Raw genomic sequence first — 22,892 nt, 5'->3', positions numbered from 1 at the left:
GAAGGATTTAGAAGCGGTAAACGATTAATATTAAACCATAAACAAATTTAAAGGAGTTTTGAAAATGAGCATATTAAAAACCGAACAACTAGTAAAAGTTTATGGTTCTAAAAATAATCAACAAGAAGTTTTAAAACAAATAGATATGTCAGTAGAAAAAGGCGAATTTATTAGCATAATGGGACCTTCTGGTTCTGGTAAAACAACGTTACTTAACGTATTAAGTTCTATCGATTACGCAACTAGTGGACAAATTGAAATCAATGGCAATCAACTACAAAATATGAATAACAGACAGATGTCGAACTTTAGAAAAAAAGAATTAGGTTTTATTTTCCAAGAGTACAATTTATTAAATACGTTAACTGTTCAAGAAAATATTATGTTGCCATTAACAATTCAAAAAATCTCTAAAAAAGAAGCATATAAAAGATACGAAGAAGTTAGTAAAGTATTAGGTATTTTAGATATCCAAAACAAATATCCTAATGAAATCTCAGGTGGTCAAAAGCAAAGAACTTCTGCAGCAAGAGCTTTTATAGCACAACCATCTATAATATTTGCTGATGAACCGACAGGTGCATTAGATTCTAAATCAGCTTCAGATTTACTTAATAAGTTGGATCAACTTAATCAAACAACTGGTGCAACAATCGTAATGGTTACACATGATTCGGTAGCTGCAAGTTATTCTAATCGTGTTATTTTCTTAAAAGATGGTAAAGTTTATTCTGAACTTTATAAAGGAGACGATGATAGAGAAACATTCTATAAAGAAATCATTAAAACACAAAGTGTGTTAGGTGGTGTCGTAAATGAGCTTTAATCAAATCGTCATTAAAAACTTACGACGTAGTATCCAGCATTATAGTATGTATGTTTTTTCAATTACGATGAGCGTCATGTTATTCTTTGGATTTGTAACTTTAAAGTATTCAGATGATTTAAAAGGCTTACAATCTGGCGTTAAGCCAGACGCAGGTATTAAAATTGGTATAACATTATTAACTGTTATTATTGTGATTTTCTTATTATATGCAAACCAATTATTTATAAAAAGAAGATCAAGAGAAATGGGATTATATCAATTAATAGGTATGACTAAACGTGAAGTATTTAAAATATTCGCTTTAGAAAATCTAGTGTTATTTGCACTTACAGTTATTTCAGGTACTATTTTAGGATTTTTCTCATCAAAAATTTTACTTATGATACTTTATAAAATAATTGGAGTAAATCAAGAAGCACATTTAGATTTTAGTATACAAGCACTTTTACAAACTGTAATATTAATGATTGTTATTTACATTATTATATCTATACAAAACTATATTTTCATTAAACGAAAAACAATTTTAACTTTAATGAATGAACATCATGCAACGGATACTAAAATTAAAAAAATAAAATTATACGAGCTTATATTCGGTGCAATAGGTATCATTATGATTATTAGTGGTTATTATTTATCAAGTGTATTATTTGATAATTCTAAGGGTATGATCGATTTATATACAAGAATGTTAACTATACTTTTCTTAACAATAGTAGGTGCTTACTTACTATTTAGATGTTCTATATCTTTAATATTCAATACGATACGTAAGTATAAAAGAGGAATGTTAACTGTTACAGATGTTGTATCAACTTCATCTATTATGCATAAAATGAAAACAAATGCTTTATCTCTTACAATTATCGCAATTGTTTCAGCTTTAGCAGTAGGGCTCTTATCTTTAAGTTACATTTCATATTATAATGCAGCAGAAACTGCTCGTGATACATCACCAGATGACTATATCTTCATTAAAGAAGACAAAGCGAAACAATTTAAAGAAGAACTTAAAAACGAAGGTATTCCATATAAAGTTCATGATTTCCATGTGACGTTCTATAAGTTAGATGATTCAAAAGTATTTAAAGCTAGAAATGATATGGAAGGTCAACAATCTAATTCTCCGACTGTTGTTGCAAAAGCTTCAGATTTTAAAGATATAAATTTAAAAAATGATGAAGTTGCAATAGTTGGTTATAGTGATATGTTAGATAAAGTTGTAACAGTAGATGATAAAGAGCCAATTGTTTATAAGGTAAATAATGAAACGAAAAAATTAAAAGTTAAATCAATTAATAATGATAAATATTTAGCAAGTATAGTTTCATTTAATAGTCCTGTTAATGTTGTTTCAGATGATACATTCAATGAAATGAAAAAGAATGAAGCTAAAAATGATAGTTATAATAATCAATATGGTATTAATTTAAAAAATAAACAAGATATTAAAAAAGCTGAAAGTATATTCGCTAAGGTAGCAAAAGATGAAAATGGCGGTGCTTTATCTTACAATGAAATATATGAAAATTCTAAAAGCACATTAGGTTTAATGTTATTCGTGCTAGGATTCTTAGGAATAGCTTTCTTACTATCAACGGGTTGTATCATATATATTAAACAAATTGATGAAACTGAAGATGAAACTTCAAATTACAAGATTTTAAGAAAGCTTGGTTATACTTCAAGAGATATGTCACGTGGTATAGCATTGAAAATTAGTTTTAACTTTGCATTACCACTTATTATCGGTTTGTGTCATGGTTATTTTGCTGCTAAATCAGGTTGGTTCTTTATGGGAGAATCATTCTACACACCAGTATTAATTGTTATGTCACTATACTCTTTAATATATGTTCTCTTTGGAGTACTTGCTTATATACATTCTAAACGTGTTATACAACGCGCGTTATAAAGGTTTTCAAGACTAATGCTTGCCATTAGTCTTTTTTTATGTTATAAAAAATCAATGTAAACATTGTATTTTCAGAAAGTTTACAAAGAATTTAAAAATTTAAAAATACATTAATAAATAGTGGTTTAATTCAATTTGAAAGAGTACAATGGAAGAGTAATTACGTAAATTATGATGTATATTTTGGGAGGATTATTAATGTTTAATAAGAAAAAGGATAAGTTTGGTATACAGCTAGAAGCTATAGCTGAGAATTTAAGCCGCGCATCTGTTGAATTTGGAGAAATGGATTTTGACTCTGACTTCGATTTGAAAGCTTATTCAGATAAGATAAAAGCCTATGAATCAAATGGTGATGATTTAATGCACCAAATGATTACAGATTTAAATCAAACTTTCATCACACCAATTGAAAGAGAAGATATTCTTGAACTTTGTGATGCATTGGATGATGTTTTAGATGAAATGGAAGAAACATCAGCAATGTTTGAAATGTACTCTATCAGTTATTCTGATGACTACATGGCAGAATTCGTTAAGAACATTCAAGCAGCAGTAAAAGAAATTGCAATTGCTGTGTCACTTGTAGCAGAGAAGAAATTCTCACATATTCGCGTTCACTCAATTAACATTAAAGAATATGAAACTAACTGTGATGGTATTTTAAGACAATCTATTAAATACATTTTCAACAGTGAAACAGACCCTGTAACATTAATAAAAATAAAAGATATTTACGAATCATTAGAAGATGTAGCAGATAAATGTCAATTAGTAGCAAACAAACTTGAACAAATCATTATGAAAAATAGCTAAGGAGTTTAAAAAATGGATAGTTTACTCATTCTAACCGTAGCTATTGTTGTATGTGCGTTACTTTTTGACTTTATTAATGGTTTCCATGATACAGCCAATGCTATCGCAACAGCAGTATCTACAAAGGCACTTAAACCAAGACATGCCATATTATTAGCAGCAGTAATGAATTTTATCGGAGCTTTAATGGCGACAGGTGTTGCCCAAACAATTGCAAAAGATATCGTTGACCCATTCAAATTAGAAAATGGTTCGATTGTTATTTTAGCAGCATTGCTTTCAGCAATAGCATGGAATCTGATTACTTGGTACTTTGGTATTCCAAGTTCGTCTTCACATGCTCTAATTGGATCTATCGCTGGAGCTGCAATCGGTTCGGCAGGGTTCGGCAGGGTTCGGCGTATTACATTACCAAGGATTTTCTAAAATTATATTAGCATTAATTGCTTCTCCAATTCTTGCTTTTATTGTCGGGTTTACGATGTATTCCATTTTTAAAGTTGTATTTAAAAATAATAACTTAACAAGAACAAATAGAAACTTTAGATTTATTCAAATTGGTACAGCAGCTTTACAAGCTTTCTCACACGGTACAAACGATGCTCAAAAAGCAATGGGTATTATTACTATGGCGCTTATTTCAGCTAATCTACAATCTACAACTGATATAGAATTGTGGGTTAAAGTAAGTTGTGCTTCCGCAATGGGACTTGGAACAGCAGTAGGTGGTTGGAAAATCATTAAAACTGTTGGTGGTAACATTATGAAAATTCGTCCGGCAAATGGTGTTGCAGCAGACTTATCATCAGCATTTGTCATTTTTGGTGCGACGTTTATTCATTTACCAGTATCAACAACACATGTTGTATCTTCATCAATTTTAGGTGTAGGTTCTTCTCAACGCGTTAAAGGTGTTAAATGGACTACAGCTCAGAGAATGATTATTACATGGATTATTACATTACCAGTATCAATAATACTATCGTTTATTATTTATCATATTTGCGTACTATTTGTATAAAAATAGGAAAGCACACTTTCAATTGTAACTTGAAAGTGTGCTTTTTAATTTAAATTAAAAAAGGGATGGGACAGAAATCTCATTTTAATAAATAGATTTCGTAGTCCCACCCCGGCAAGGATGACTAGGGTTGGAAAAAGCTTGATATAAGCGCATTTTCAATCCAGTCAGCTACTGCCATTATAATAAAAGAGGCTGAGACATGTATTTATGCCCCAGCCTCTTTCAATATATTAATGAATATAAGAATAGTTGTAAACTTCAGATGCAGGGATTGTTCTATAGTCTGTTACACCCGGTGGTGTATTGTAATTTGTTTCAGATACAAGTAGACTACCATCTGCATTAATAGATTCTACATATGAAACATGACCATATTGACCAGCACTTGATTGCATAATTGAACCAACAGCTGGTGTATTATCTACACGGAAACCGTCTGCTTGTGCAGCGCCAGCCCAATATTTTGCGTCTCCCCAGTATGTGCTAATTGCACTACCAGCTTGACCTCTGCGGTCAAAGACATAATATGTGCATTGTCCCCAGTCGTATAAGTTTTGGTCATTAAATGTTTGGTTACCGCCTGTTTGAGAAGGTGGTGTATTGTCAGAAGGTGCAGTTGTATCACTACCACTACCACCTGCAATTTTTAAAGTTTGACCAGGATAGATAATATAACCTTGTAAATTATTTGATTTCATAAGTTGGTCAACTGAAACACCATGTTTTTGGGCGATTACTTCTAAAGAATCACCATTTTTAACTGTGTATGTAGAACCTGAAGTTGCTGTTTCTTGTGAACCACTTCCTCCAGCTGAACTACTTCCGTTTACAGTAATGACTTGTCCAGGAAAAATCATATTCCCTGAAATGTTGTTACTTGATTTCAGTTGATCTACTGACACACCATATTGATCTGCAATAGCCCACAATGACTCACCATTTTTGACAGTGTGTTGTGTAGAAGCTTCAGCATCGTTATGAGCGGCGATTGCTGCAACACCTGAAACTGCTGTTACCGCGAATGCAAATTTTTTCAAAGGCTTATCCTCCTTGTTATCTCGATATTATGTTATAAAGCATAATGCTAATAGCTAATATATAAATCCCTCGATAGATAAATAGTAACAAAAATAAAAACCTGTGTACTGTATGTAATCATCTTGTAATAAAAACACAATAATATTAAATATTGTTTTGAAAAATATTTATATGCATAGTCACTGTGATGGTGGGGTATATATGTAATGTGGTAATATATGGTTGTTGATTGAATATTACAAATTTGAATCAATCAACTCGTTTGATATGTTATGGTCTAACATGTAAAATATGGATAATACTTTATAAAAGGAATGATAAAAATTGAGTTATGAACATAACTACGGTACATATCAAGAAATAGAATCACGAGGTTCATCAATTCGAAAAACTTGGTTGTATTTTTTATACTATTGGGTAATTTTTGGAATTGGTACATATTTAGGTCAGTTTGTGCCACCAGCATTATATCTACCTATAACAATAGGCGTATTCGCTATGATAATGATTTCTTTATTTACAAAATCATCTAGAAAATTTGGCGGATTAATATCAAATCTATTCGCATTTTTAATTGGTATATTATCTTATACATCGTTTATGTATTACCTAGGAACATTAGGTACTCAAGCATTTTATGGTAATATCGCGTTAGCTATAGGAGCCTTTGCTGCTTTTGGTGTGCTAGGTTACTTCATGATTGATAATGCCGCGGGATTAGGAAAATATTTATTTGTTACATTAGTAGCTTTAGTTATTGCTAGTTTTATTGGTATATTTTTAAATAATCCTATATTCCATACAATTATTTCAGTTTTTGGAATTGGTTTATTCTTATTATATACAGTGTACGATTTCAATCGAATGAAAAGAGGTCAATTTTCACCGAGAGAAATGGGATTTAACTTATTTATAAACTTACTTAACATCATCATGCATATACTTAGATTAGCGAGTATTTTGAGAGATTAAATAATTAGACTGAGACAAAATTACATGTCTCAGTCTATTTTATTATATTGGTAGTATATGGCAAAATTAAAAGTTTACTTTTATCAAGATTTTTCAATCTCACTTTTTTTACATAAAACGGTAAACTTTGCGAGATGAGCGCAATATTGTATAATAAGAATGTTAAAATAACTCACTTTGAAAGAGAGATGGAATTATGGGACGTAAATGGAATAATATTAAGGAAAAAAAAGCCCAAAAAGATAAAAATACGAGTAGAATATACGCGAAATTCGGCCGTGAAATATACATGGCAGCTAGATCAGGTGAGCCAGACCCAGAGGCTAATCAAAATTTAAAATTCGTATTGGAAAAAGCTAAAACGTATTCTGTTCCTAAACATATAGTAGATAGAGCTATTGAAAAAGCAAAAGGCGGTTCAGAAGAAAATTATGATGAATTAAGATACGAAGGCTTTGGTCCAAGTGGTTCAATGCTTATTGTAGATGCATTAACAAACAACGTTAACCGTACAGTAAGTGACGTTAGAGCTGCATTCGGTAAAAATGGTGGAAATATGGGTGTTTCTGGATCAGTAGCATACATGTTTAATAACACAGCAGTATTTGCATTTAAAGGTAAATCTACTGATGAAGTTTTTGAATTATTATTGGAAGAAGATTTAGACGTTAGAGATGTTATTGAAGAAGAAGATTTAACAATTGTTTATGCTGAACCTGATCAATTTGCTCAAGTCCAAACTGTCCTAAAAAATAATGGTGTAGAGGACTTCGAAGTTGCTGAATTATCTTGGTTAGCACAATCTGAAGTAACATTATCTGAAGAAGATTTAGAAACGTTTGAAAAATTAGTCGATGCTATTGAAGACTTAGAAGATGTTCAACAAGTTTATCATAACGTTGAATTATAAATGGAGAGATAAAAATGAATCAAGAACAATGGATTGATATGCTAAATTTAGAGCCTCATCCTGAAGGTGGCTATTATAAAGAAATTATTAAATCTAGTCATACTTTGGATGACCAAAATGCGATGTATACAAGTATATATTTTTTATTAGAAAAAGATAACATATCTCATTTTCATCGTATTCAATCAGATGAAGTGTGGTACTATCATGCAGGACAAACATTAACTGTGCACATGATTCATTCCAATGGCGTTTATGAACAAGTAAAAGTAGGGCCTAACATTCAAGATGGTGATGTGTTACAAGCACTTGTACCTAAAAATACAATATTTGCATCAACTGTTGAAGGCGATAATGATTTTGCATTAGTAGGCTGTATGTGTTCACCAGGTTTTCAATTTGAAAAATTCGAATTGTTTACTCAAGAAGAATTGTTAGTAGATTACCCCCAACACGAAGAAGCAATTAAAAAGTATGCATTTGAATCCATTGAATAAAATAGCAAAAAAGGCGAAATATAAATCTCATACTCAAAATAAATGCTCCTAATCCTTTAATTAAAATAAAGGGTTAGGAGCATTATTTAAATGAAATAGTTAAACATTTTTAATTGTTGTAATTATAGTTCGCCGTATACTTCTTTTGCTGTTTCAACAATATAAGCTAACTTTTTCCATTGTGCTTCTTCTGTTAAGATATTACCTTCTTCAGTTGAAGCAAAGCCACATTGTGGGCTTAAACATAGTTGGTCTTTCGATACATATTCTGTCGCTTCATCAAGACGATTTAGTATATTCTCTTTATCTTCTAATTCACCAGTTTTAGAAGTGAATAATCCTAGAACGATATAAGCATCGTCTCTATCAAAATGTCTTAAAGGTTCAAAGTCTCCTGAACGATTATCATCGTATTCTAGGAAGAAACCTTGTAATTTTTCTGTGAATAGCTCTTTTGCAATTGGCTCATATCCACCACTAATTGCCCATGAAGATTGATAATTCCCTCTACAAATATGAGTAGTAATTAATAGGTCATTTGGTAGATCTCTCAATGAATCATTCACTACTTTAGCGGCTAATTTAATCGCTTCTGCTTTTTCATCTTCTGTACGCTCTCTATTCTTGATAAGTTGTTTTGTTGCTGCTAATCCAGCCCAATAAACATCATCAATTTGTAAGTAACGACAACCTAGTTCATAAAATTTTAAAATAGTTTGACGATAAGCTTCTGATACATCTTTAGCAAAATCATGAATATCAGGATAAATATCGTGGTTTAAAATATTTGGGTGAAATAATTGATTTGGACTTGGAATAGACACTTTACTTACAGCTCTACCGTCAACTTGCTTATGTAAATATTCAAAATGTTCAAAGTGTGGATGATTAGGATTAAATTCAACTTTTTGGACAACTCTTACGTCGTGCTTTTTAGTTTCTACACCATTAAAAGTCAGTCCAATTTCAGGCTCATAATCTTCAATACCTGTTAAATTTTCTAAGAAGTCAAAGTGCCAATAAGCACGTCTGAATTCTCCATCAGTGATACTTTTTAAACCGACTTCTAATTGTTTTTCGACTATTTTATTTATTTCTTCATCTTCGACTTTTTTTAATTCGTCTTTAGATAGATTACCTTCAAAATATTTCTCTCTAGCTTCTTTTAAAGGTTCTGTGCGTAATAAACTGCCAACATGGTCGGCACGGAAAGGTCTTAATGCTTCTGTCAATTTACTTCACTCCTATGTATTTTCTCTAAAAATTCTGAAAAATTCAATATTAATAAAAATACCAAAGTAATCCATCGCTGTCAATTATATTTTGATATAATAAAAATATAAGGAGAGGGGGTTATAAATTTGGCAAATAAAAAGAAAACAAATGTGAAGAGTAAAAATAATTTAAAGCAAAGAAAAAAATCTACAAAAAGTAAAAAGAAAAGAAGTAAATTTAAGAAACATTATATTTTATGGAGTTTATATATAATAATATTCACGATTATAGCAGTCAGTATTTATAACGTATTTAAGCCCTTACCTCATGGAGTATCAAAATTAAGTTCAGAGACTAAAACAGATGAAGTAGAACTATTAACTGATTTATCATATAAATCTGGAAATGAAATGCATTACGACCACGAAATATTTGATAAAGTCAATGAAACCATTCAAGAAGCAAATGATTTTATTATAATGGATATGTTTTTATTCAATGGTTATCAAACTGGAGACAAAAAGTATCCACCAATATCAAAACGGATTACAGATTCTTTAATTCAGAAAAAACAAGAGAATCCAAATGTTAGAATCATAATATTAACAGACCCTATCAATACATTTTATGGCTCATACACGCCTGATAATATAAAAGATTTAAAGAATCATAATATAGATGTACGTTACACAAATTTAAGTAAGTTAAGAGATTCTAATCCTATTTATTCAGGTGCATATCGCACATTATTTCAATGGTTTGGTAATAGTGAGAAAGGTAAGTTGCCTAACCCTCTGAGTGGAGAAGCACCAAATGTTACTGTTAGAAGTTATTTAAAGTTATTAAATATGAAAGCCAATCACAGAAAAACACTTGTTACTGAAAATCATGGGATGATACTTTCTAGCAATCCTCACGATCCAAGTGGTTATCATCAAAATGTCGGTGTAAGAGTGTCTGGTCCGATTCAAAAGGCACTCATAAAATCTGAGATTGCTGCTATAAATATGAGCGGTGCTCAATATGACGAATCAGATTTTAAAATCAATCATAATAGTTGGAAAGATAATGCACGTTATACTGTACAATTGGCTACAGAAGGTAAAATTAAAGAAAAGGTCATTAGTAACATTAAGAAAGTGCAATCCAAAGACCGTATTTCAATAGGTATGTTCTATTTATCTGACCGTGATGTTGTTAAAGAACTGATAAAAGCATCTAAAAGAAATGTAGATATTAAAATTATTTTAGACATTAATAAGGAAGCTTTTGGTAAAGAAAAACCAGGCGTGCCTAATAAACCGGTAGCTAGTGAATTAATTAATCGAACAAATAATAATATTAAAGTGAAATGGGCTTTAAGCAATGGGGAACAATTTCATTCTAAATATTTATTGTTTGAACAACATGAAAATAAAGATGCAACGATGATATTAGGTTCATCCAATTTAACTAGAAGAAATATGAATGATTACAATTTGGAAACTGATATTATAATTCAAGGTAAACAGGATGATCCTGCGTTTCAAAAACTATCTACAACATTTAATGATGCATGGATTAATAATGATCATTCATACACTGCACAGTATGATGAATATAAAGATGAATCACTGTGGAAGAAACTATTATATAGAATACAAGAAGAGACTGGTTTATCCAGTTTCTAATATAAATGCTCCTATTTCGTTAATTAAAATTCAAACGAAATAGGAGCATTAATTTTTATCTGTTTATTCTTAAGATGTTTCTATACATAATATCTGCCATTTTTTCAGGTGAGTCCTGACATCCGTCCCGTAACCAACTATATATAGACGCGATTTGTCCACCAATTGTATATTCAAGAAAGAAGTTGGCATCTTGTAATGTACCGATTTTAGAAATGAGTTTTTCAATTCTGTCTTTTATAAGCTTGATAAAGTTAATGATAAAATCTCGTTCAGGATGTAAAACAAAGACACTGTAGAAAAATTTTTGGTATTTTAAAATATAATAAAAAACATTTGTAAAATACCGTTTTACATATTTTCTCCTATTGGCTGGTTCTTCAATAATAGATAGTTCAATATTATCCATTAAATTTTCGTAATTACTCATGTGATATTTTTGGATTTCATCATATGTATCATATTTATCTTTGAAATGGGCATAAAAAGTTGAACGGTTAATACCACTTTCTGCGCACAACATTTTTATTGTAATTTCGTCAAAGTGATAATCTTCCAATAAATAAACCGTATTACTAATAATTAATTGTCTCGCATGTTTTTTCATAATTCACCTCGATAACTTACATGTCCTATATTTTAACAAATAAAGTATAGAATATATATTAATATACTTTAAAAACTTTAATTTAATATGTTGATTTATCTGATTTTTTAGTTAATTTAACCCGACAAATTTTTAATTTTTGTTGGTTTAATTAGTAAAAGCGTAGCCGTATAATAAGTAAATCATTGAAATATGGAGGATATAAAGTAATGAAAAAAATCGTGCTTGTAAATGTTATCACGATAGTGGTTTTAGTGGCTATTGGCCTAGTAGGATTCCATTATTATAGTGAAGCAACAGATTATGTAAAAACAGAAAATGCAAAAGTGGATGGAGAGCAAATTAAAATTGCTAGTCCAGTATCAGGTAATTTAACTAGTTTTGACGCTAAAGAAGGTAAAACTTATGACAAAGGCGATAAAATTGGTGAAGTAGAAGGTAAAGGTGAAGATGGTCAATCTCAAAAAATGAAGATTGAAGCACCATCAAAAAGTACAATCGTAAAAACTTCTGAAACAGAGAACAATTTAGTACAAGCTGGCTCACCGATTGCTTATGCATATAATTTTGATGATTTATATGTAACTGCAAACATTGATGATACAGATGTAGAGGATGTAGAAGAAGGACAAGCAGTTGACATTGATATCGATGGTCAAAAAGCTAGTGTTAAAGGTAAAGTGTCTCAAGTTGGATTAGCAACTGCATCAAGTTTCTCGTTGATGCCTTCATCAAATAGTAATGGAAACTATACAAAGGTGACACAAGTTGTTCCAGTGAAAATCACATTTGATTCTAAGCCATCAACAAATGTTGTTCCAGGAATGAATGTTGAAGTTCGAATCCACAAGAATTAAGGAGGGTGTATTATGACATCAACCTTTACGGTGGCTTATATAATAATTGCAATCTTACTTTGGATTGGAATTAATGCATTTGTATTAAAACGTAAAAAAAGAAAACAAGTTTCTAATGAATCTTTTGAAAAAGATCATAAAGAAGAATACAGTCAACTTAAATCTAAAGATGATGATAGCTTAACAGTTAACCGTCATCAAAAAGAATATAAAGAAGAGCAAGTTGAACAAATGAACCAAGATGAAAATAATCAACCATCATTTAAAGAAAACGTATCTGACGATAATAATAATTCAGAAGATGAAGATTCTGTATTATCTGATCGTGGTATGGAAATACATGAAGACGAACCAATCAACGAACAAATTAAAAAGAATCATGTTAATTTTGTTTATGGTAAAGGTATTACAAGAAATAAAATATTAATTGCAATGATGTTCGGTATGTTCATAGCAATTTTAAACCAAACATTATTAAATGTAGCATTACCTGTTATTAATAATGAATTTAGTATTTCAGCTTCAACTGGTCAATGGCTAATGACGGGATTTATGCTTGTAAATGGTATATTAATCCCAATCAGCGCCTTTTTAATCAGTAAGTATTCTTATAGAAAATTATTCATTATAGCAATGATACTGTTTACAATCGGATCATTCATTTGCGCGTTGTCAGTAAACTTTCCAATGATGATGACAGGACGTGTCATACAAGCTGTAGGAGCAGGCGTGCTTATGCCATTAGGTTCTAATGTGTTTATGACAATCTTCCCACCAGAAAAGCGTGGTGCAGCAATGGGTACATTAGGTATTGCATTTATTTTAGCACCAGCTATAGGACCAACATTATCAGGTTGGGTTGTACAAAATTACCATTGGAATATCATGTTCTACGGAATGTTTGCTATCGGTTTAATTTCTATCATAATCAGTTATTTCTGGTTTAGAATTTACCAGCAAACGTCTAACCCTAAACCAGACGTTCAAGGTATTATATTTAGTACGTTAGGTTTTGGACTATTATTATACGGTTTCAGTGAAGCGGGTAATAATGGATGGACATCTACAACAGTTTCATTATCATTAATTATTGGCGTTATCTTTACAACAATGTTTGTTATTCGTGAAATAAGAATGAAAAATCCAATGCTTGATATGTCAGCATTAAAATATTCTGGGTTCACATTAACGACAGTTATTAACGTTATCGTAACAATGAGTTTATTTGGTGGTATGATATTATTACCAATTTACTTACAAAATCTTCGTGGGTTTTCTCCATTAGATTCTGGTTTATTATTGTTACCAGGTTCATTAATAATGGGCTTTATGGGACCAATTGCTGGTAAAATGCTAGATTCATTTGGTATTAAGCCATTAGCTTTAATTGGTTTAACAATTATGACTTTTGCAACATGGGAGTTAACACAGTTAAATATGGATACACCATATTCAACAATATTAATTATTTATATCGTACGTTCATTTGGTATGAGTTTTATCATGATGCCTATTATGACGGCTGGGATGAATTCATTACCTCAACGATTGATACCACATGGTAATGCAATCAGTAACACAGTGAGACAATTGGCAGGATCAATTGGTACTGCAATACTTGTAACAGTTATGACACAAAATACGACTACTCATTTAGCTAACATGTCAGATAATTTAGATTCAACTGATCCAATTATTCAAGAACAAGTTAAAGCACTTTCAGATTCTGTTGGTGGAAAAGAAAGTGGCATGTCAGCACTTGTTGAGTTTCTAAATAAACTTGCAACTGTACAAGGTATAAATGACGCTTTCTGGATTGCAACTCTGTTTAGTGTTATTGCATTAATCTTAAGTTTATTCTTAAAAGGTAAGTCACATTATATTTCACATGAATAACGTAAAATTTTAGAATTAAAAAAACATATGTTTTAAAGTTTAAATTTTATATATAAATAATCATTTCAAAGCCACAAGAATTTCAAACTTCTTGTGGTTTCTTTGTGTAAAATAATAAAAAAAATAAAAGATTACTCGAATGCTTTATATCGGCTCCCGTTTTTTATATAATGAATAAAAGGAGTTGGTAACTTGTGAAAGTTAAGTATATTGACAAACGTCATTGGCGACGTCTCCTTAATCGCGAATATAAAGAAGTTGCGCTGGATACTAATCACTTTAAAGGTCTTGTAGGACTTGTAACGATGCTTGAAGTAAAAGAACCGTTAATAGTAAATGTTGTAGGTAAAGAAATTACAGTAGCTGACAAGGGCTATAAATGGATGCAAATATTACCGGAGAAAAAGCCATATAGTATTACTGTGATGTATAATAAACAAAATCAACCAGTGCAGTATTATTTTGATGTGAATTTGAGGAATATTACCCAGCTTGGAAATGCACGAACTTTAGATTTATGCTTAGATGTGTTGGTGATACCAAAGACAGGGGAATATGAACTAGTTGATGAAGATGATTTAGAAAGAATGCTTAAAGAAAACAAAATTTCTAAAGCGCAATTTCATAAGGCATATGTTACTGCTCATGAGATTATGTTCAAGTTAGAAACAGATTTTAAAGGAATAGAGAAAAAGATAAGATATTGTTTTCATGAAATAATGAATGCAAATAAGAATAGTAATAAATAAATATTCCTAAACTATGATTTACATAAAAAACGAGCATACACAGTATTAACTGTGTATGCTCGTTTTTTAAAAGTTTTTATAAGAATATCAGTGCAAGTATAATTGCTAATGGTCCTACAACGAAACAGTATTTACTAAATATACCTAATTGTCCGCGTTCCATTATGCCTTTTAGCCATTTTAAAGAGAAATAGCTGGCCACAAGTGAAGCTACAAATGCGAACATATAAGAAATCATTAATGAAGAATCTGGTGGTGTTTGAATGATATCTTTAATACCAAGCAATGCAGTCCCTAAACTTACTGGTATATAAAGTAAGAATGAGAACTTAAATGCTGTTTTTTGATTCATACCAACACCTAAAGCACCAACTATCGTTGCACCACTACGACTAATTCCTGGAATTAATGCAATAGCTTGAAATAGCCCTACTATAATCGCATCTTTTAACGTTAAATCTTTATCTAACTTTTGACCGCGTTTATTTTTAATAAACCATAGTGCAATACCAGTTACAATTAACATGAAACCGACTAGCATAACACTTTTTGTGTCGCCAATTATATCGTTAAAGATTAACCCAAGAACACCAGCAGGTATCGTGGCAACTACAAGATACATAGCAAATCTAAAGTTTCGAATTACTTCTTCAGTGCGATCTCCTTTAATAAATTTTAAAGTATCAACAATGAGTTCGATAATATCTTTTCTAAACAAAATCAGTACAGCAACTAATGAAGCCGTATTTACAAAAATTTCAAATGTTAAACCTTCAGTATGTAAGCCTAAAAATTCTTGAGCCATTACAAGGTGACCACTAGAAGATACAGGTATGGGTTCAGTTACACCTTGCAATAAACCTAGAAAAATATACTTTATTATCTCAATAAGTAACATAGTAAGATCCTTCCTATTTAATTTACATGCTTAACTATAACTAATTTTAAAAAAGTATTCAATTTAGATAGTAAGATTTTTTATAATTCGGTCTTAAGTAGTAGTTGCTTAAAGGCATGCTTGTAATAATTAAAGCATGTTATAATGAAATAAATGTGAGGAGGGTGTCTTTTTATGAAAGTAGATGATTACAAACTATTAGTGACTTTAGAAGATGTAAAGACATTGAGGAAAGCTGCTGACATTCTCTATATTTCGCAGCCTGCCGTCAGTCAACGTCTCAAATCTATCGAAAACTTTTTTGGTATAGATATTTTTATAAGGACTAAGAAGCAATTAATAACAACTAATGAAGGTTCGCTCGTTATTGATCACGCTAGAAAAATGCTTAAAGAAGAGCGTCTATTACTGGATAGAATAAGTTCGAAAGTCGGGGAAGTTAATGGGAGTATCTCAATTGGCGTATCTTCGTTAATTGGACAAACAATTTTGCCTCAAGTTCTAGGGCAATATACTAAACTTTACCCTAACGTCGATATACAATTACAAATTGGCTCAAGTGAACATATTAAATCATATCAGAATGAATTTCATGTAACAGTAATTAGAGGTAATGAAGTAATGAATGTACAGAACGACTTATTATTAAATGAACAACATTACTTTATTTATCCTAAAAATAGAAAACATGATTTGCATTTATTACCGATGATTGAATTTCAAGCTGAACCAATATATTTAAAGCAAATTGAAGAATGGTATTCAGATTATTTCAAACAAGAATACCATGCTCTTATAAAAGTAGATCAAATCGCAACTTGTAAAGCATTGTTATTAAATGGTGTAGGCGTTACAGTTTTACCTGAATTAGTTATAGGTGATATAGATACAGACCTTTTTGAAATTAAAAAATTAAATATCATGAAAAAGCCTTTAAAACGGTCAACATATATTTGTTATGAACATAGTGTATTGCAATTACCACAAGTAAAATCATTTATTGAAGTGATTAAAAATTACATAAACCAAATTGATGTTAAAAAGAAGTAACCGATAGAGATTTGTACGATGTTATCATTTATTTTAATAATTTAATAAATATATTTCTTGTTTCTTCATTTATACCATCATGATTTAATACTGATTGTATGCGTTGTTTGTTTTTATTATCTTTAAAACGTGTTTCATTCAATTCAAGTATAGAAAGGGAAGGCTTTTTTTGTTCAATCAATACTAAATCGTCTCCTTGTGATACATAGCCTTCTTTGATTACGCGAAAATAACATCCTGTTTTACAACTGTCTGCCATTCTTTTAACTAAGTCTTTTATGCCATACCTTTGCGCGATTGTAGCGCAAGGTTGTCTTGGACAAGATACTTGTATAGTGGCTTCACCTAACTGATATGTATCACCGATATTTAAATCCGCTTCGGTTAAGCCAGAGACTGTTAAGTTTTCTCCAAAAATTGCATATTCAGGCAACAGGTGAATGATATCGTTCCAATATTGATAGTTATCTTTACTATAGAAACATATAGCTTTTTCAGGACCGCCGTGCCCTTTATATTGTTGTTCATCTTCAACAAACCCTGTTTTTGATAAAAACATACTATTTGAAATAGGGGTTTTATAAATGGCGGTCTTTTTTGTTTTTTGATTATCGAACGTAACGTTAGAAACTTTACCAGTAGAAATATAATCAATTTTAAATACCATGGCTTTTCTCCTTCTTAAATCATGTAAATTTATTTTATAACTTTAGAAAAATTATATCAATTTTAGCATTGACGTAACAGGGGTTTAGCTATAAAGTACAAGCATATAATAAAATAAAGAAAGATGTGAATTCATGTTTTTGAAACTGTTTCAAATCAAAAATTATAAGCTCTTTACAGTGAATATGGGATTACTCGGTATGGCAATCGCAATCACTACCCCGTTCTTAGTGTTATATGCGACACAACACTTAGGAATGACTAGTGGCCAATATGGTCTATTAATGGCTCTTGCTGCTGGAGCATCCTTCACTGTGAATTCTATAGTAGCTAGGTTTTCAGATAATGGTAAAATCAACCGTAAATATCTTATCGCAACAGCCCTTATAATGGGTGCTTTATGTTTCTCCATTTATTTCTATGTACATACTATCTGGATCTTCATTGTATTATACGGAATGTTCCAAGGTCTGGCAGCACCTGCAATGCCTCAAATGTATGCTTCTGCTCGTGAATCTATTAATGAATCAGAATATAAAGATAGAAGTATCTTTGCCAATACTGTTTTAAGATCAACTTTCTCATTAGGTTTCTTATTTGGTCCATTGATAGGTACTGTATTACTTTCACTATTGGGTTATGACGGTCTATTTGGTGGTACGGTTACTATATTCTTAACTGTACTCGTATTACTATTATTATTTTATAAGGAACCAAAGAAAATCTTAAATAATATAGTAGGGAATTTTCCAGAGAAAAAAGCTCCGAACTTAATTAAAGAACCGACTTTACTTATACCATTTTTAGCTTTCATTCTATTGCATATTGGGCAATGGATGTATACTTTAAACATGCCTTTATATGTAACTGAATATTTGAAAGATGACGAGTCTCATGTTGGTTATTTAGCAAGTTTATGTGCAGGCTTAGAAGTACCGCTTATGATTATTCTAGGAGCTATCGCAAGTAAATTCAGAACGAAAACTTTACTCATGGTAGGTTCAATATTTGGCTTTGGTTATTATTTCAGTATCGGGGTGTTTGATAGTTTTACTGCAATGTTAATTGGACAATTAGCTTTAGCATTTTTCTTAGCTATTTTGTTAGGGCTTGGTATCAGTTATTTCCAAGATATTTTACCAGACTTTCCAGGTTACGCTTCGACTTTATTTGCGAACGCTATGGTTATTGGACAACTAGGTGGAAATTTACTTGGTGGTGTCATGAGTGATATAGTAGGATTAGGAAATGTGTTCTTTGTTTCAAGTTTTTCGATAGCACTTGCGTTTGTTCTATTAATTTTCACTATAGAACATAAGGAACAAAACAATACACAAATTAGTTAGGAGTACTAAATTACATGACAACAATTAGTTGGTTACTTATCATTATAATGTTTGTAATTGCATTTATCGGTTTAATCAAACCAATTATCCCATCCGTTTTATTTCTTTGGATAGGGTACTTTATATATCATTTTGCAATAGATTCATCAAAATTATCATGGGTATTTTGGACGGTTATGATACTCTTTACAGTATTTATGATTTTGTCGGACATCATCATGAACAGTTACTTTGTGAAAAAATTTGGTGGTTCTAAATTAGGAGAGATAATGGCAGCAGTTGGTGTTATTATTGGTTGCTTTGTATTTCCACCTTTCGGTATTATTATCGTACCGTTTATCTTAGTATTCGTTTCAGAAATTATACAAAAGAGTGATATCAGTGCTGCACTTAATGCAAGTATAGGTTCACTATTAGGATTTTTAACAAGTACAATAGCAAAAGCACTTATCATGATCGTTATGGTTATTTGGTTCTTTATTGATATTATTTTTTAACATTTAAGAGCTTGAAACATAAATTCTAACTCAAAATAAATAAGCATATCACTTAACGGATTGTTTCAGTTTGAAAGTGATATGCTTATTTTTTATAAAAATCTTCGTGCATCTTTCATCCTTATTTATATCTTCTACATTATTATTTGTTTTCTTCTTCCATATCTTTTTCAATTTCTTCTTTAGATTCGCCACTTTCCTCTAAAATCATTTTACGATCATACATTTTAAAGAATGGGAAATAAATACCGACAGAAATTGCAATATTGATTAATACGAGTATGATAGCCCGCCAATCGCCACCAGTGGCTAAGTATGCACCAATTGGAGCAGGTAAAGTCCATGGAGGCATTACACTGGTCGCATTGACTAATCCTAGGGCAGTTGCGATATAAGTGATAATCGTTAAAACGATAGGTATTAAAATAAATGGAATGACCATAATTGGGTTTAATACAATTGGTAAACCAAATATAACTGGTTCATTGATGTTAAATAAAGAAGGGATGGCAACTGCTTTACCCATTTTTTTAAGGAATTGTGATTTTGCAAATATTAATATACAAATAACAAGACCTAAAGTTGCGCCCGCACCACCAATCCATACAAACCATTGGAAAAATGTTTCGGGTGCAATATGAGGTAGTGCTTCTCCTGCTGCATGTGCTTCACCGTTTTTAGCTAAATAAACTTCCCATAATGGTCGTTCTATCGTACCGACAATAGACATTCCATGAATACCAAATGACCAGAAGAATGTTGTTAAAAATACTGGCACTAAAACACCTGGTAGTGTGTCGCCTGCAAACACAAGCGGTCCGACAATTTTATCTACGAGTGAGTGTAAGTCTAGTTGGAATAGTACTGTAATGATACTCATAAACCCTAGAACAAAAACGACAGGTATAAGAGATTCGAATGAGCGACTGACGGAAGGTGGAACTTGTGGTGGCATTTTAATCGTGATGTTTTTAATTTTACAGAAACGATATATTTCTACAGAAAGAATAGCAACAATCATTGCGACAAATAAACCGTGCCCACCTAAATTTGTCATAGGTAAAACAAAACCTAATTTATCGTCCATAGTAGGTGCGATAGTTAATAGAAAAGCTGCGGTAGAAAGTTGTGCGGCAGATAATGGATCAAGGTCATAGGATTTTGCAAGATTATATCCTATACCAAAAACGATATACAAACTCATTATAAACATAGTCATTCTATAAGGTATTAAAATTTCTTCGGCATGTGCTGTTGCCCACTTAGTAATTGCCCAAGATTCTGGCAATGGTGGTGTTGCAAATATTAAGAAAAATGAACCAAATATAATGAATGGTAACGCTGAAATAACCCCATCACGAATAGCAAGTAGATGTCTTTGGTTTGAAAGCTTAGTCATTGGTCCCGAAAGCTTATTTTCTATCCAAGTTGCAAAATTATTCAATGTTAATCCCCCTTTGTTTGTAAGCGCTTTAATTTTGTTATAGTATAAACTAAATAGTAAAATTATTCAAAATTACAAAAAAAGAAATTAATTGAAAGAATTGTGAGGTTATATCATGAGAAAATTGGGGATATCTCTATATCCGGGGAAATCTAAGGAAGCTGATGACTTAAAGTATATAGAGAAAGCACATGAGTACGGTTTTTCTAGAATATTTACGAACTTATTACAAATTACTGAAGAAAACAAATCCGAAATACTTCCATCTATCAAAAAAATTATTCAATTCGCAAAGTCTTTAAATTTTGAAATATTTGTTGATGTAGCACCTAGAACATTTAAAGTATTAAATATTGAAACTAACGATTTATCATTCTTTTATGAAATGGGTGTAGATGGTATCAGACTCGACGAAGGGGTAGGAGCAAAAGAAACGAGTGATATGACTTATAATCCATATGGAATCAAAATAGAGCTGAATATGAGCGTAATGAATCATTATATAGACAATGTATTAGACTTTGAACCTAATCGAAATCGGCTCGTAGGTTGTCATAACTTTTATCCCCATCGTTATGCAGGTATATCTGAAGCCTTTTTTATAGAAGGCAGTAAGAAATTTAAACAATACGGCTTGAGAACAGCTGCATTTGTATCTAGTAAAGAAGCGGATTTTGGACCTTGGCCTATTACAGAAGGACTTCCTACATTAGAACAACATCGCGGTTTGCCGATTACTTCTCAAGCAAAATATTTATGGGCAACCGGCTTAATAGATGATGTTATTATCAGTAATTGCTATCCATCTGAAAAAGAATTAAAGGAATTGAGTGATTTAATCCATGAACCGATAACTTTTGATATTAAATTAGTGGGAAGCTATACAGATTTAGAAAAGAAAATTATTTTTGAAGAACCACATTTTTATAGAGGTGATGTAAGCGACTATTTGATTCGATCTACTCAAAGTCGAGTGAAATATAAACAAGAATCATTTCCACCTCATCATACAGTTGCTATAAAAAGAGGCGATGTATTAATCGATAATGATGAATATGGTCAATATAAAGGGGAATTACAAATTGCTTTAAAACCGATGCTCAACACAGGAAAAGTGAATGTTGTAGGAAAAATAGAAAATCATGACTTGCAACTATTAGATTACTTAAAACCTTGGGCATTCTTTAAATTTAAATTATGGGAGAGATAAAAATGAAAAAAATATTATTAGTTTGTTCAGCGGGTATGTCTACTAGTATGTTGGTTAAAAAAATGCAAGAAACTGCCGATAAAGAAAATAAAGATTATGAAATTGAAGCATTAGCTTTATCTGAAGCTGAATCGAAAATAGATGAAGTTGATGTCATTTTATTAGGACCTCAAGTGAGATTTCAAAAAGCTCAAGTAGAAAAAATAGCTGACGGAAAAGTTCCAATCGACGTTATAGGCATGCAACAATATGGCATGATGGATGGAGAAGGGGTACTTAAACAAGCAGAAAGTCTAATGGAATAAGGTGATTAAATGGAAAAGTACGAACAGATAGCTTTTCAGATTATAACGAATGTAGGCATGGCTAAAAGTACCTATATGCAAGCAATTCAAGAAGCAAAATCAAATAATTTTAATGATTCTTATGATTTAGTTGAAGAAGGCAACAAATATTTAACTGAAGGACATAAAGTTCATAAAGACCTCATCCAATCCGAATCTGCAGGAGAAGAGATTAAACTTAATCTGTTATTGGTACACGCAGAAGATCAACTTATTTCAACTGAAATTATAAAAGAGATGGCGAAAGAATTAATTTATGTTCATGAAAATTATATAAAAAAGTAATTTTAGAAACTAATCAGGCTGGGACATAAATAAATGACTCAGCCTGATTAGTTATGTTGGCAGTAGACATGACAAATCGATAAAAAATCTTATGAATATAAAGAGCGATTTTTCATTCTCATTTATGTTAATTATACATTTTTTCGGGTAAATA

The 22,892-nt window shown here is 31.1% G+C and carries 22 protein-coding genes and 1 pseudogene; 17 read left to right on the top strand and 6 right to left on the bottom strand.

What is annotated here, in order from left to right; translation table 11 throughout:
* Nucleotides 1-64: 64 nt before the first annotated feature.
* From CD135_RS06035 to CD135_RS06020, 4 genes and pseudogenes are all read left to right on the top strand, one after another.
* Nucleotides 65-826 (top strand): ABC transporter ATP-binding protein, encoded by a 762-nt coding sequence (locus CD135_RS06035; protein ID WP_016998475.1) that lies wholly within the window; start codon nt 65-67, stop codon nt 824-826.
* Entirely contained in the window at nt 816-2,747 is a 1,932-nt protein-coding gene (locus CD135_RS06030) for an ABC transporter permease (protein ID WP_016998474.1), read from the top strand. Before CD135_RS06035 ends, CD135_RS06030 begins: the two co-directional genes overlap by 11 nt.
* Before the next feature lie 198 nt (nt 2,748-2,945).
* Entirely contained in the window at nt 2,946-3,563 is a 618-nt protein-coding gene (locus CD135_RS06025) for a DUF47 domain-containing protein (RefSeq protein WP_016998473.1), read from the top strand.
* Nucleotides 3,564-3,575: 12 nt separating this feature from the next.
* Nucleotides 3,576-4,584: pseudogene (locus tag CD135_RS06020) on the top strand (inorganic phosphate transporter).
* A gap of 233 nt (nt 4,585-4,817) precedes the next feature.
* Here the strand turns inward: CD135_RS06020 and CD135_RS06015 are convergent.
* Nucleotides 4,818-5,624 (bottom strand): LysM peptidoglycan-binding domain-containing protein, encoded by an 807-nt coding sequence (locus tag CD135_RS06015; protein WP_016998918.1) that lies wholly within the window; start codon nt 5,622-5,624, stop codon nt 4,818-4,820.
* A 325-nt stretch (nt 5,625-5,949) separates the two neighbouring features.
* Between CD135_RS06015 and CD135_RS06010 the strand changes: the two genes are divergently transcribed.
* The 3 genes from CD135_RS06010 (at nt 5,950) to CD135_RS06000 (ending at nt 8,004) form a co-directional block, all read left to right on the top strand.
* A complete protein-coding gene (locus CD135_RS06010; protein WP_103269006.1) occupies nt 5,950-6,597 on the top strand; it encodes a Bax inhibitor-1/YccA family protein in 648 nt (215 codons plus the stop codon).
* 196 nt (nt 6,598-6,793) lie between these two features.
* On the top strand, nt 6,794-7,507 hold the full coding sequence (locus tag CD135_RS06005; RefSeq protein ID WP_016998920.1) for a YebC/PmpR family DNA-binding transcriptional regulator: 714 nt from the start codon (nt 6,794-6,796) through the stop codon (nt 7,505-7,507).
* 14 nt (nt 7,508-7,521) lie between these two features.
* Nucleotides 7,522-8,004 carry a cupin domain-containing protein gene (locus CD135_RS06000; RefSeq protein ID WP_016998921.1) on the top strand — a complete coding sequence of 161 codons (483 nt, stop codon included), beginning with the start codon at nt 7,522-7,524 and terminating at the stop codon, nt 8,002-8,004.
* Between the two features lie 122 nt (nt 8,005-8,126).
* Here CD135_RS06000 and CD135_RS05995 read toward each other — a convergent pair whose 3' ends face one another.
* Nucleotides 8,127-9,236 (bottom strand): 5-methyltetrahydropteroyltriglutamate--homocysteine S-methyltransferase, encoded by a 1,110-nt coding sequence (locus CD135_RS05995; RefSeq protein WP_016998922.1) that lies wholly within the window; start codon nt 9,234-9,236, stop codon nt 8,127-8,129.
* Between the two features lie 129 nt (nt 9,237-9,365).
* Here CD135_RS05995 and CD135_RS05990 point away from each other — a divergent pair, with 129 nt between their 5' ends.
* Nucleotides 9,366-10,889, top strand: a complete 1,524-nt coding sequence (locus CD135_RS05990; RefSeq protein ID WP_016998923.1) for a phospholipase D-like domain-containing protein — start codon at nt 9,366-9,368, stop codon at nt 10,887-10,889.
* Between the two features lie 55 nt (nt 10,890-10,944).
* Here the strand turns inward: CD135_RS05990 and CD135_RS05985 are convergent, their stop codons facing one another.
* Nucleotides 10,945-11,496 (bottom strand): TetR/AcrR family transcriptional regulator, encoded by a 552-nt coding sequence (locus tag CD135_RS05985; protein ID WP_103269005.1) that lies wholly within the window; start codon nt 11,494-11,496, stop codon nt 10,945-10,947.
* A gap of 209 nt (nt 11,497-11,705) precedes the next feature.
* Between CD135_RS05985 and CD135_RS05980 the strand changes: the two genes are divergently transcribed.
* The 3 genes from CD135_RS05980 to CD135_RS05970 all read left to right on the top strand — a co-directional run bounded on the left by CD135_RS05980 (nt 11,706) and on the right by CD135_RS05970 (nt 14,998).
* Nucleotides 11,706-12,353 (top strand): HlyD family secretion protein, encoded by a 648-nt coding sequence (locus CD135_RS05980; RefSeq protein ID WP_016998925.1) that lies wholly within the window; start codon nt 11,706-11,708, stop codon nt 12,351-12,353.
* A gap of 12 nt (nt 12,354-12,365) precedes the next feature.
* Nucleotides 12,366-14,249 (top strand): DHA2 family efflux MFS transporter permease subunit, encoded by a 1,884-nt coding sequence (locus tag CD135_RS05975; RefSeq protein ID WP_016998926.1) that lies wholly within the window; start codon nt 12,366-12,368, stop codon nt 14,247-14,249.
* A 194-nt stretch (nt 14,250-14,443) separates the two neighbouring features.
* Entirely contained in the window at nt 14,444-14,998 is a 555-nt protein-coding gene (locus CD135_RS05970; RefSeq protein ID WP_016998927.1) for a ribonuclease FAU-1 family protein, read from the top strand.
* A 76-nt stretch (nt 14,999-15,074) separates the two neighbouring features.
* Here CD135_RS05970 and CD135_RS05965 read toward each other — a convergent pair whose 3' ends face one another.
* A complete protein-coding gene (locus tag CD135_RS05965; RefSeq protein ID WP_016998928.1) occupies nt 15,075-15,896 on the bottom strand; it encodes an undecaprenyl-diphosphate phosphatase in 822 nt (273 codons plus the stop codon).
* Between the two features lie 174 nt (nt 15,897-16,070).
* Between CD135_RS05965 and CD135_RS05960 the strand changes: the two genes are divergently transcribed.
* Complete coding sequence (locus CD135_RS05960; protein WP_016998929.1) at nt 16,071-16,946, top strand: LysR family transcriptional regulator; 876 nt, start codon at nt 16,071-16,073, stop codon at nt 16,944-16,946.
* A gap of 28 nt (nt 16,947-16,974) precedes the next feature.
* Here CD135_RS05960 and CD135_RS05955 read toward each other — a convergent pair whose 3' ends face one another.
* A complete protein-coding gene (locus CD135_RS05955; protein WP_016998930.1) occupies nt 16,975-17,613 on the bottom strand; it encodes an MOSC domain-containing protein in 639 nt (212 codons plus the stop codon).
* Nucleotides 17,614-17,746: 133 nt separating this feature from the next.
* On the opposite strand from CD135_RS05955, the gene CD135_RS05950 reads away from it, so the two are divergent.
* Nucleotides 17,747-18,958 carry a sugar efflux transporter gene (locus CD135_RS05950; protein ID WP_016998931.1) on the top strand — a complete coding sequence of 404 codons (1,212 nt, stop codon included), beginning with the start codon at nt 17,747-17,749 and terminating at the stop codon, nt 18,956-18,958.
* A 14-nt stretch (nt 18,959-18,972) separates the two neighbouring features.
* Nucleotides 18,973-19,455, top strand: a complete 483-nt coding sequence (locus CD135_RS05945) for a DUF456 domain-containing protein (RefSeq protein ID WP_103269004.1) — start codon at nt 18,973-18,975, stop codon at nt 19,453-19,455.
* A 142-nt stretch (nt 19,456-19,597) separates the two neighbouring features.
* Here CD135_RS05945 and CD135_RS05940 read toward each other — a convergent pair whose 3' ends face one another.
* Nucleotides 19,598-20,899 carry a PTS sugar transporter subunit IIC gene (locus CD135_RS05940; RefSeq protein WP_064205074.1) on the bottom strand — a complete coding sequence of 434 codons (1,302 nt, stop codon included), beginning with the start codon at nt 20,897-20,899 and terminating at the stop codon, nt 19,598-19,600.
* 115 nt (nt 20,900-21,014) lie between these two features.
* Here CD135_RS05940 and CD135_RS05935 point away from each other — a divergent pair, with 115 nt between their 5' ends.
* Genes CD135_RS05935 through CD135_RS05925 form a run of 3 tightly spaced genes read left to right on the top strand, consistent with a single transcriptional unit; the run spans nt 21,015 to nt 22,738 of the window.
* On the top strand, nt 21,015-22,109 hold the full coding sequence (locus tag CD135_RS05935; protein ID WP_016998772.1) for a DUF871 domain-containing protein: 1,095 nt from the start codon (nt 21,015-21,017) through the stop codon (nt 22,107-22,109).
* Between the two features lie 2 nt (nt 22,110-22,111).
* Nucleotides 22,112-22,414: a PTS sugar transporter subunit IIB gene (locus CD135_RS05930; protein WP_064211402.1), complete on the top strand. Its 303-nt coding sequence runs from the start codon at nt 22,112-22,114 to the stop codon at nt 22,412-22,414.
* Between the two features lie 9 nt (nt 22,415-22,423).
* Entirely contained in the window at nt 22,424-22,738 is a 315-nt protein-coding gene (locus tag CD135_RS05925) for a PTS sugar transporter subunit IIA (protein ID WP_016998770.1), read from the top strand.
* The last annotated feature ends 154 nt before the right edge of the window (nt 22,739-22,892 follow it).

This window comes from Mammaliicoccus lentus (assembly GCF_002902755.1).
GTDB classification, from domain to species: Bacteria; Bacillota; Bacilli; order Staphylococcales; family Staphylococcaceae; genus Mammaliicoccus; species Mammaliicoccus lentus.
Note: the sequence above shows the minus strand (reverse complement) of the source record. Positions and strands in the feature narration are given on the sequence as shown.

Bases quoted from the DNA above. Each gene is read 5' to 3' on its own strand.
- CD135_RS05945 (WP_103269004.1), top strand. From the start codon at position 18,973: ATGACAACAATTAGTTGGTTACTTATCATTATAATGTTTGTAATTGCA.
- CD135_RS05930 (WP_064211402.1), top strand. From the start codon at position 22,112: ATGAAAAAAATATTATTAGTTTGTTCAGCGGGTATGTCTACTAGTATG.
- CD135_RS05960 (WP_016998929.1), top strand. From the start codon at position 16,071: ATGAAAGTAGATGATTACAAACTATTAGTGACTTTAGAAGATGTAAAG.
- CD135_RS06005 (WP_016998920.1), top strand. From the start codon at position 6,794: ATGGGACGTAAATGGAATAATATTAAGGAAAAAAAAGCCCAAAAAGAT.
- CD135_RS06025 (WP_016998473.1), top strand. From the start codon at position 2,946: ATGTTTAATAAGAAAAAGGATAAGTTTGGTATACAGCTAGAAGCTATA.
- CD135_RS05975 (WP_016998926.1), top strand. From the start codon at position 12,366: ATGACATCAACCTTTACGGTGGCTTATATAATAATTGCAATCTTACTT.
- CD135_RS05965 (WP_016998928.1), bottom strand. From the start codon at position 15,896: ATGTTACTTATTGAGATAATAAAGTATATTTTTCTAGGTTTATTGCAA.
- CD135_RS05935 (WP_016998772.1), top strand. From the start codon at position 21,015: ATGAGAAAATTGGGGATATCTCTATATCCGGGGAAATCTAAGGAAGCT.
- CD135_RS05925 (WP_016998770.1), top strand. From the start codon at position 22,424: ATGGAAAAGTACGAACAGATAGCTTTTCAGATTATAACGAATGTAGGC.
- CD135_RS06030 (WP_016998474.1), top strand. From the start codon at position 816: ATGAGCTTTAATCAAATCGTCATTAAAAACTTACGACGTAGTATCCAG.
- CD135_RS06035 (WP_016998475.1), top strand. From the start codon at position 65: ATGAGCATATTAAAAACCGAACAACTAGTAAAAGTTTATGGTTCTAAA.
- CD135_RS05950 (WP_016998931.1), top strand. From the start codon at position 17,747: ATGTTTTTGAAACTGTTTCAAATCAAAAATTATAAGCTCTTTACAGTG.
- CD135_RS06000 (WP_016998921.1), top strand. From the start codon at position 7,522: ATGAATCAAGAACAATGGATTGATATGCTAAATTTAGAGCCTCATCCT.
- CD135_RS05955 (WP_016998930.1), bottom strand. From the start codon at position 17,613: ATGGTATTTAAAATTGATTATATTTCTACTGGTAAAGTTTCTAACGTT.
- CD135_RS05985 (WP_103269005.1), bottom strand. From the start codon at position 11,496: ATGAAAAAACATGCGAGACAATTAATTATTAGTAATACGGTTTATTTA.
- CD135_RS05980 (WP_016998925.1), top strand. From the start codon at position 11,706: ATGAAAAAAATCGTGCTTGTAAATGTTATCACGATAGTGGTTTTAGTG.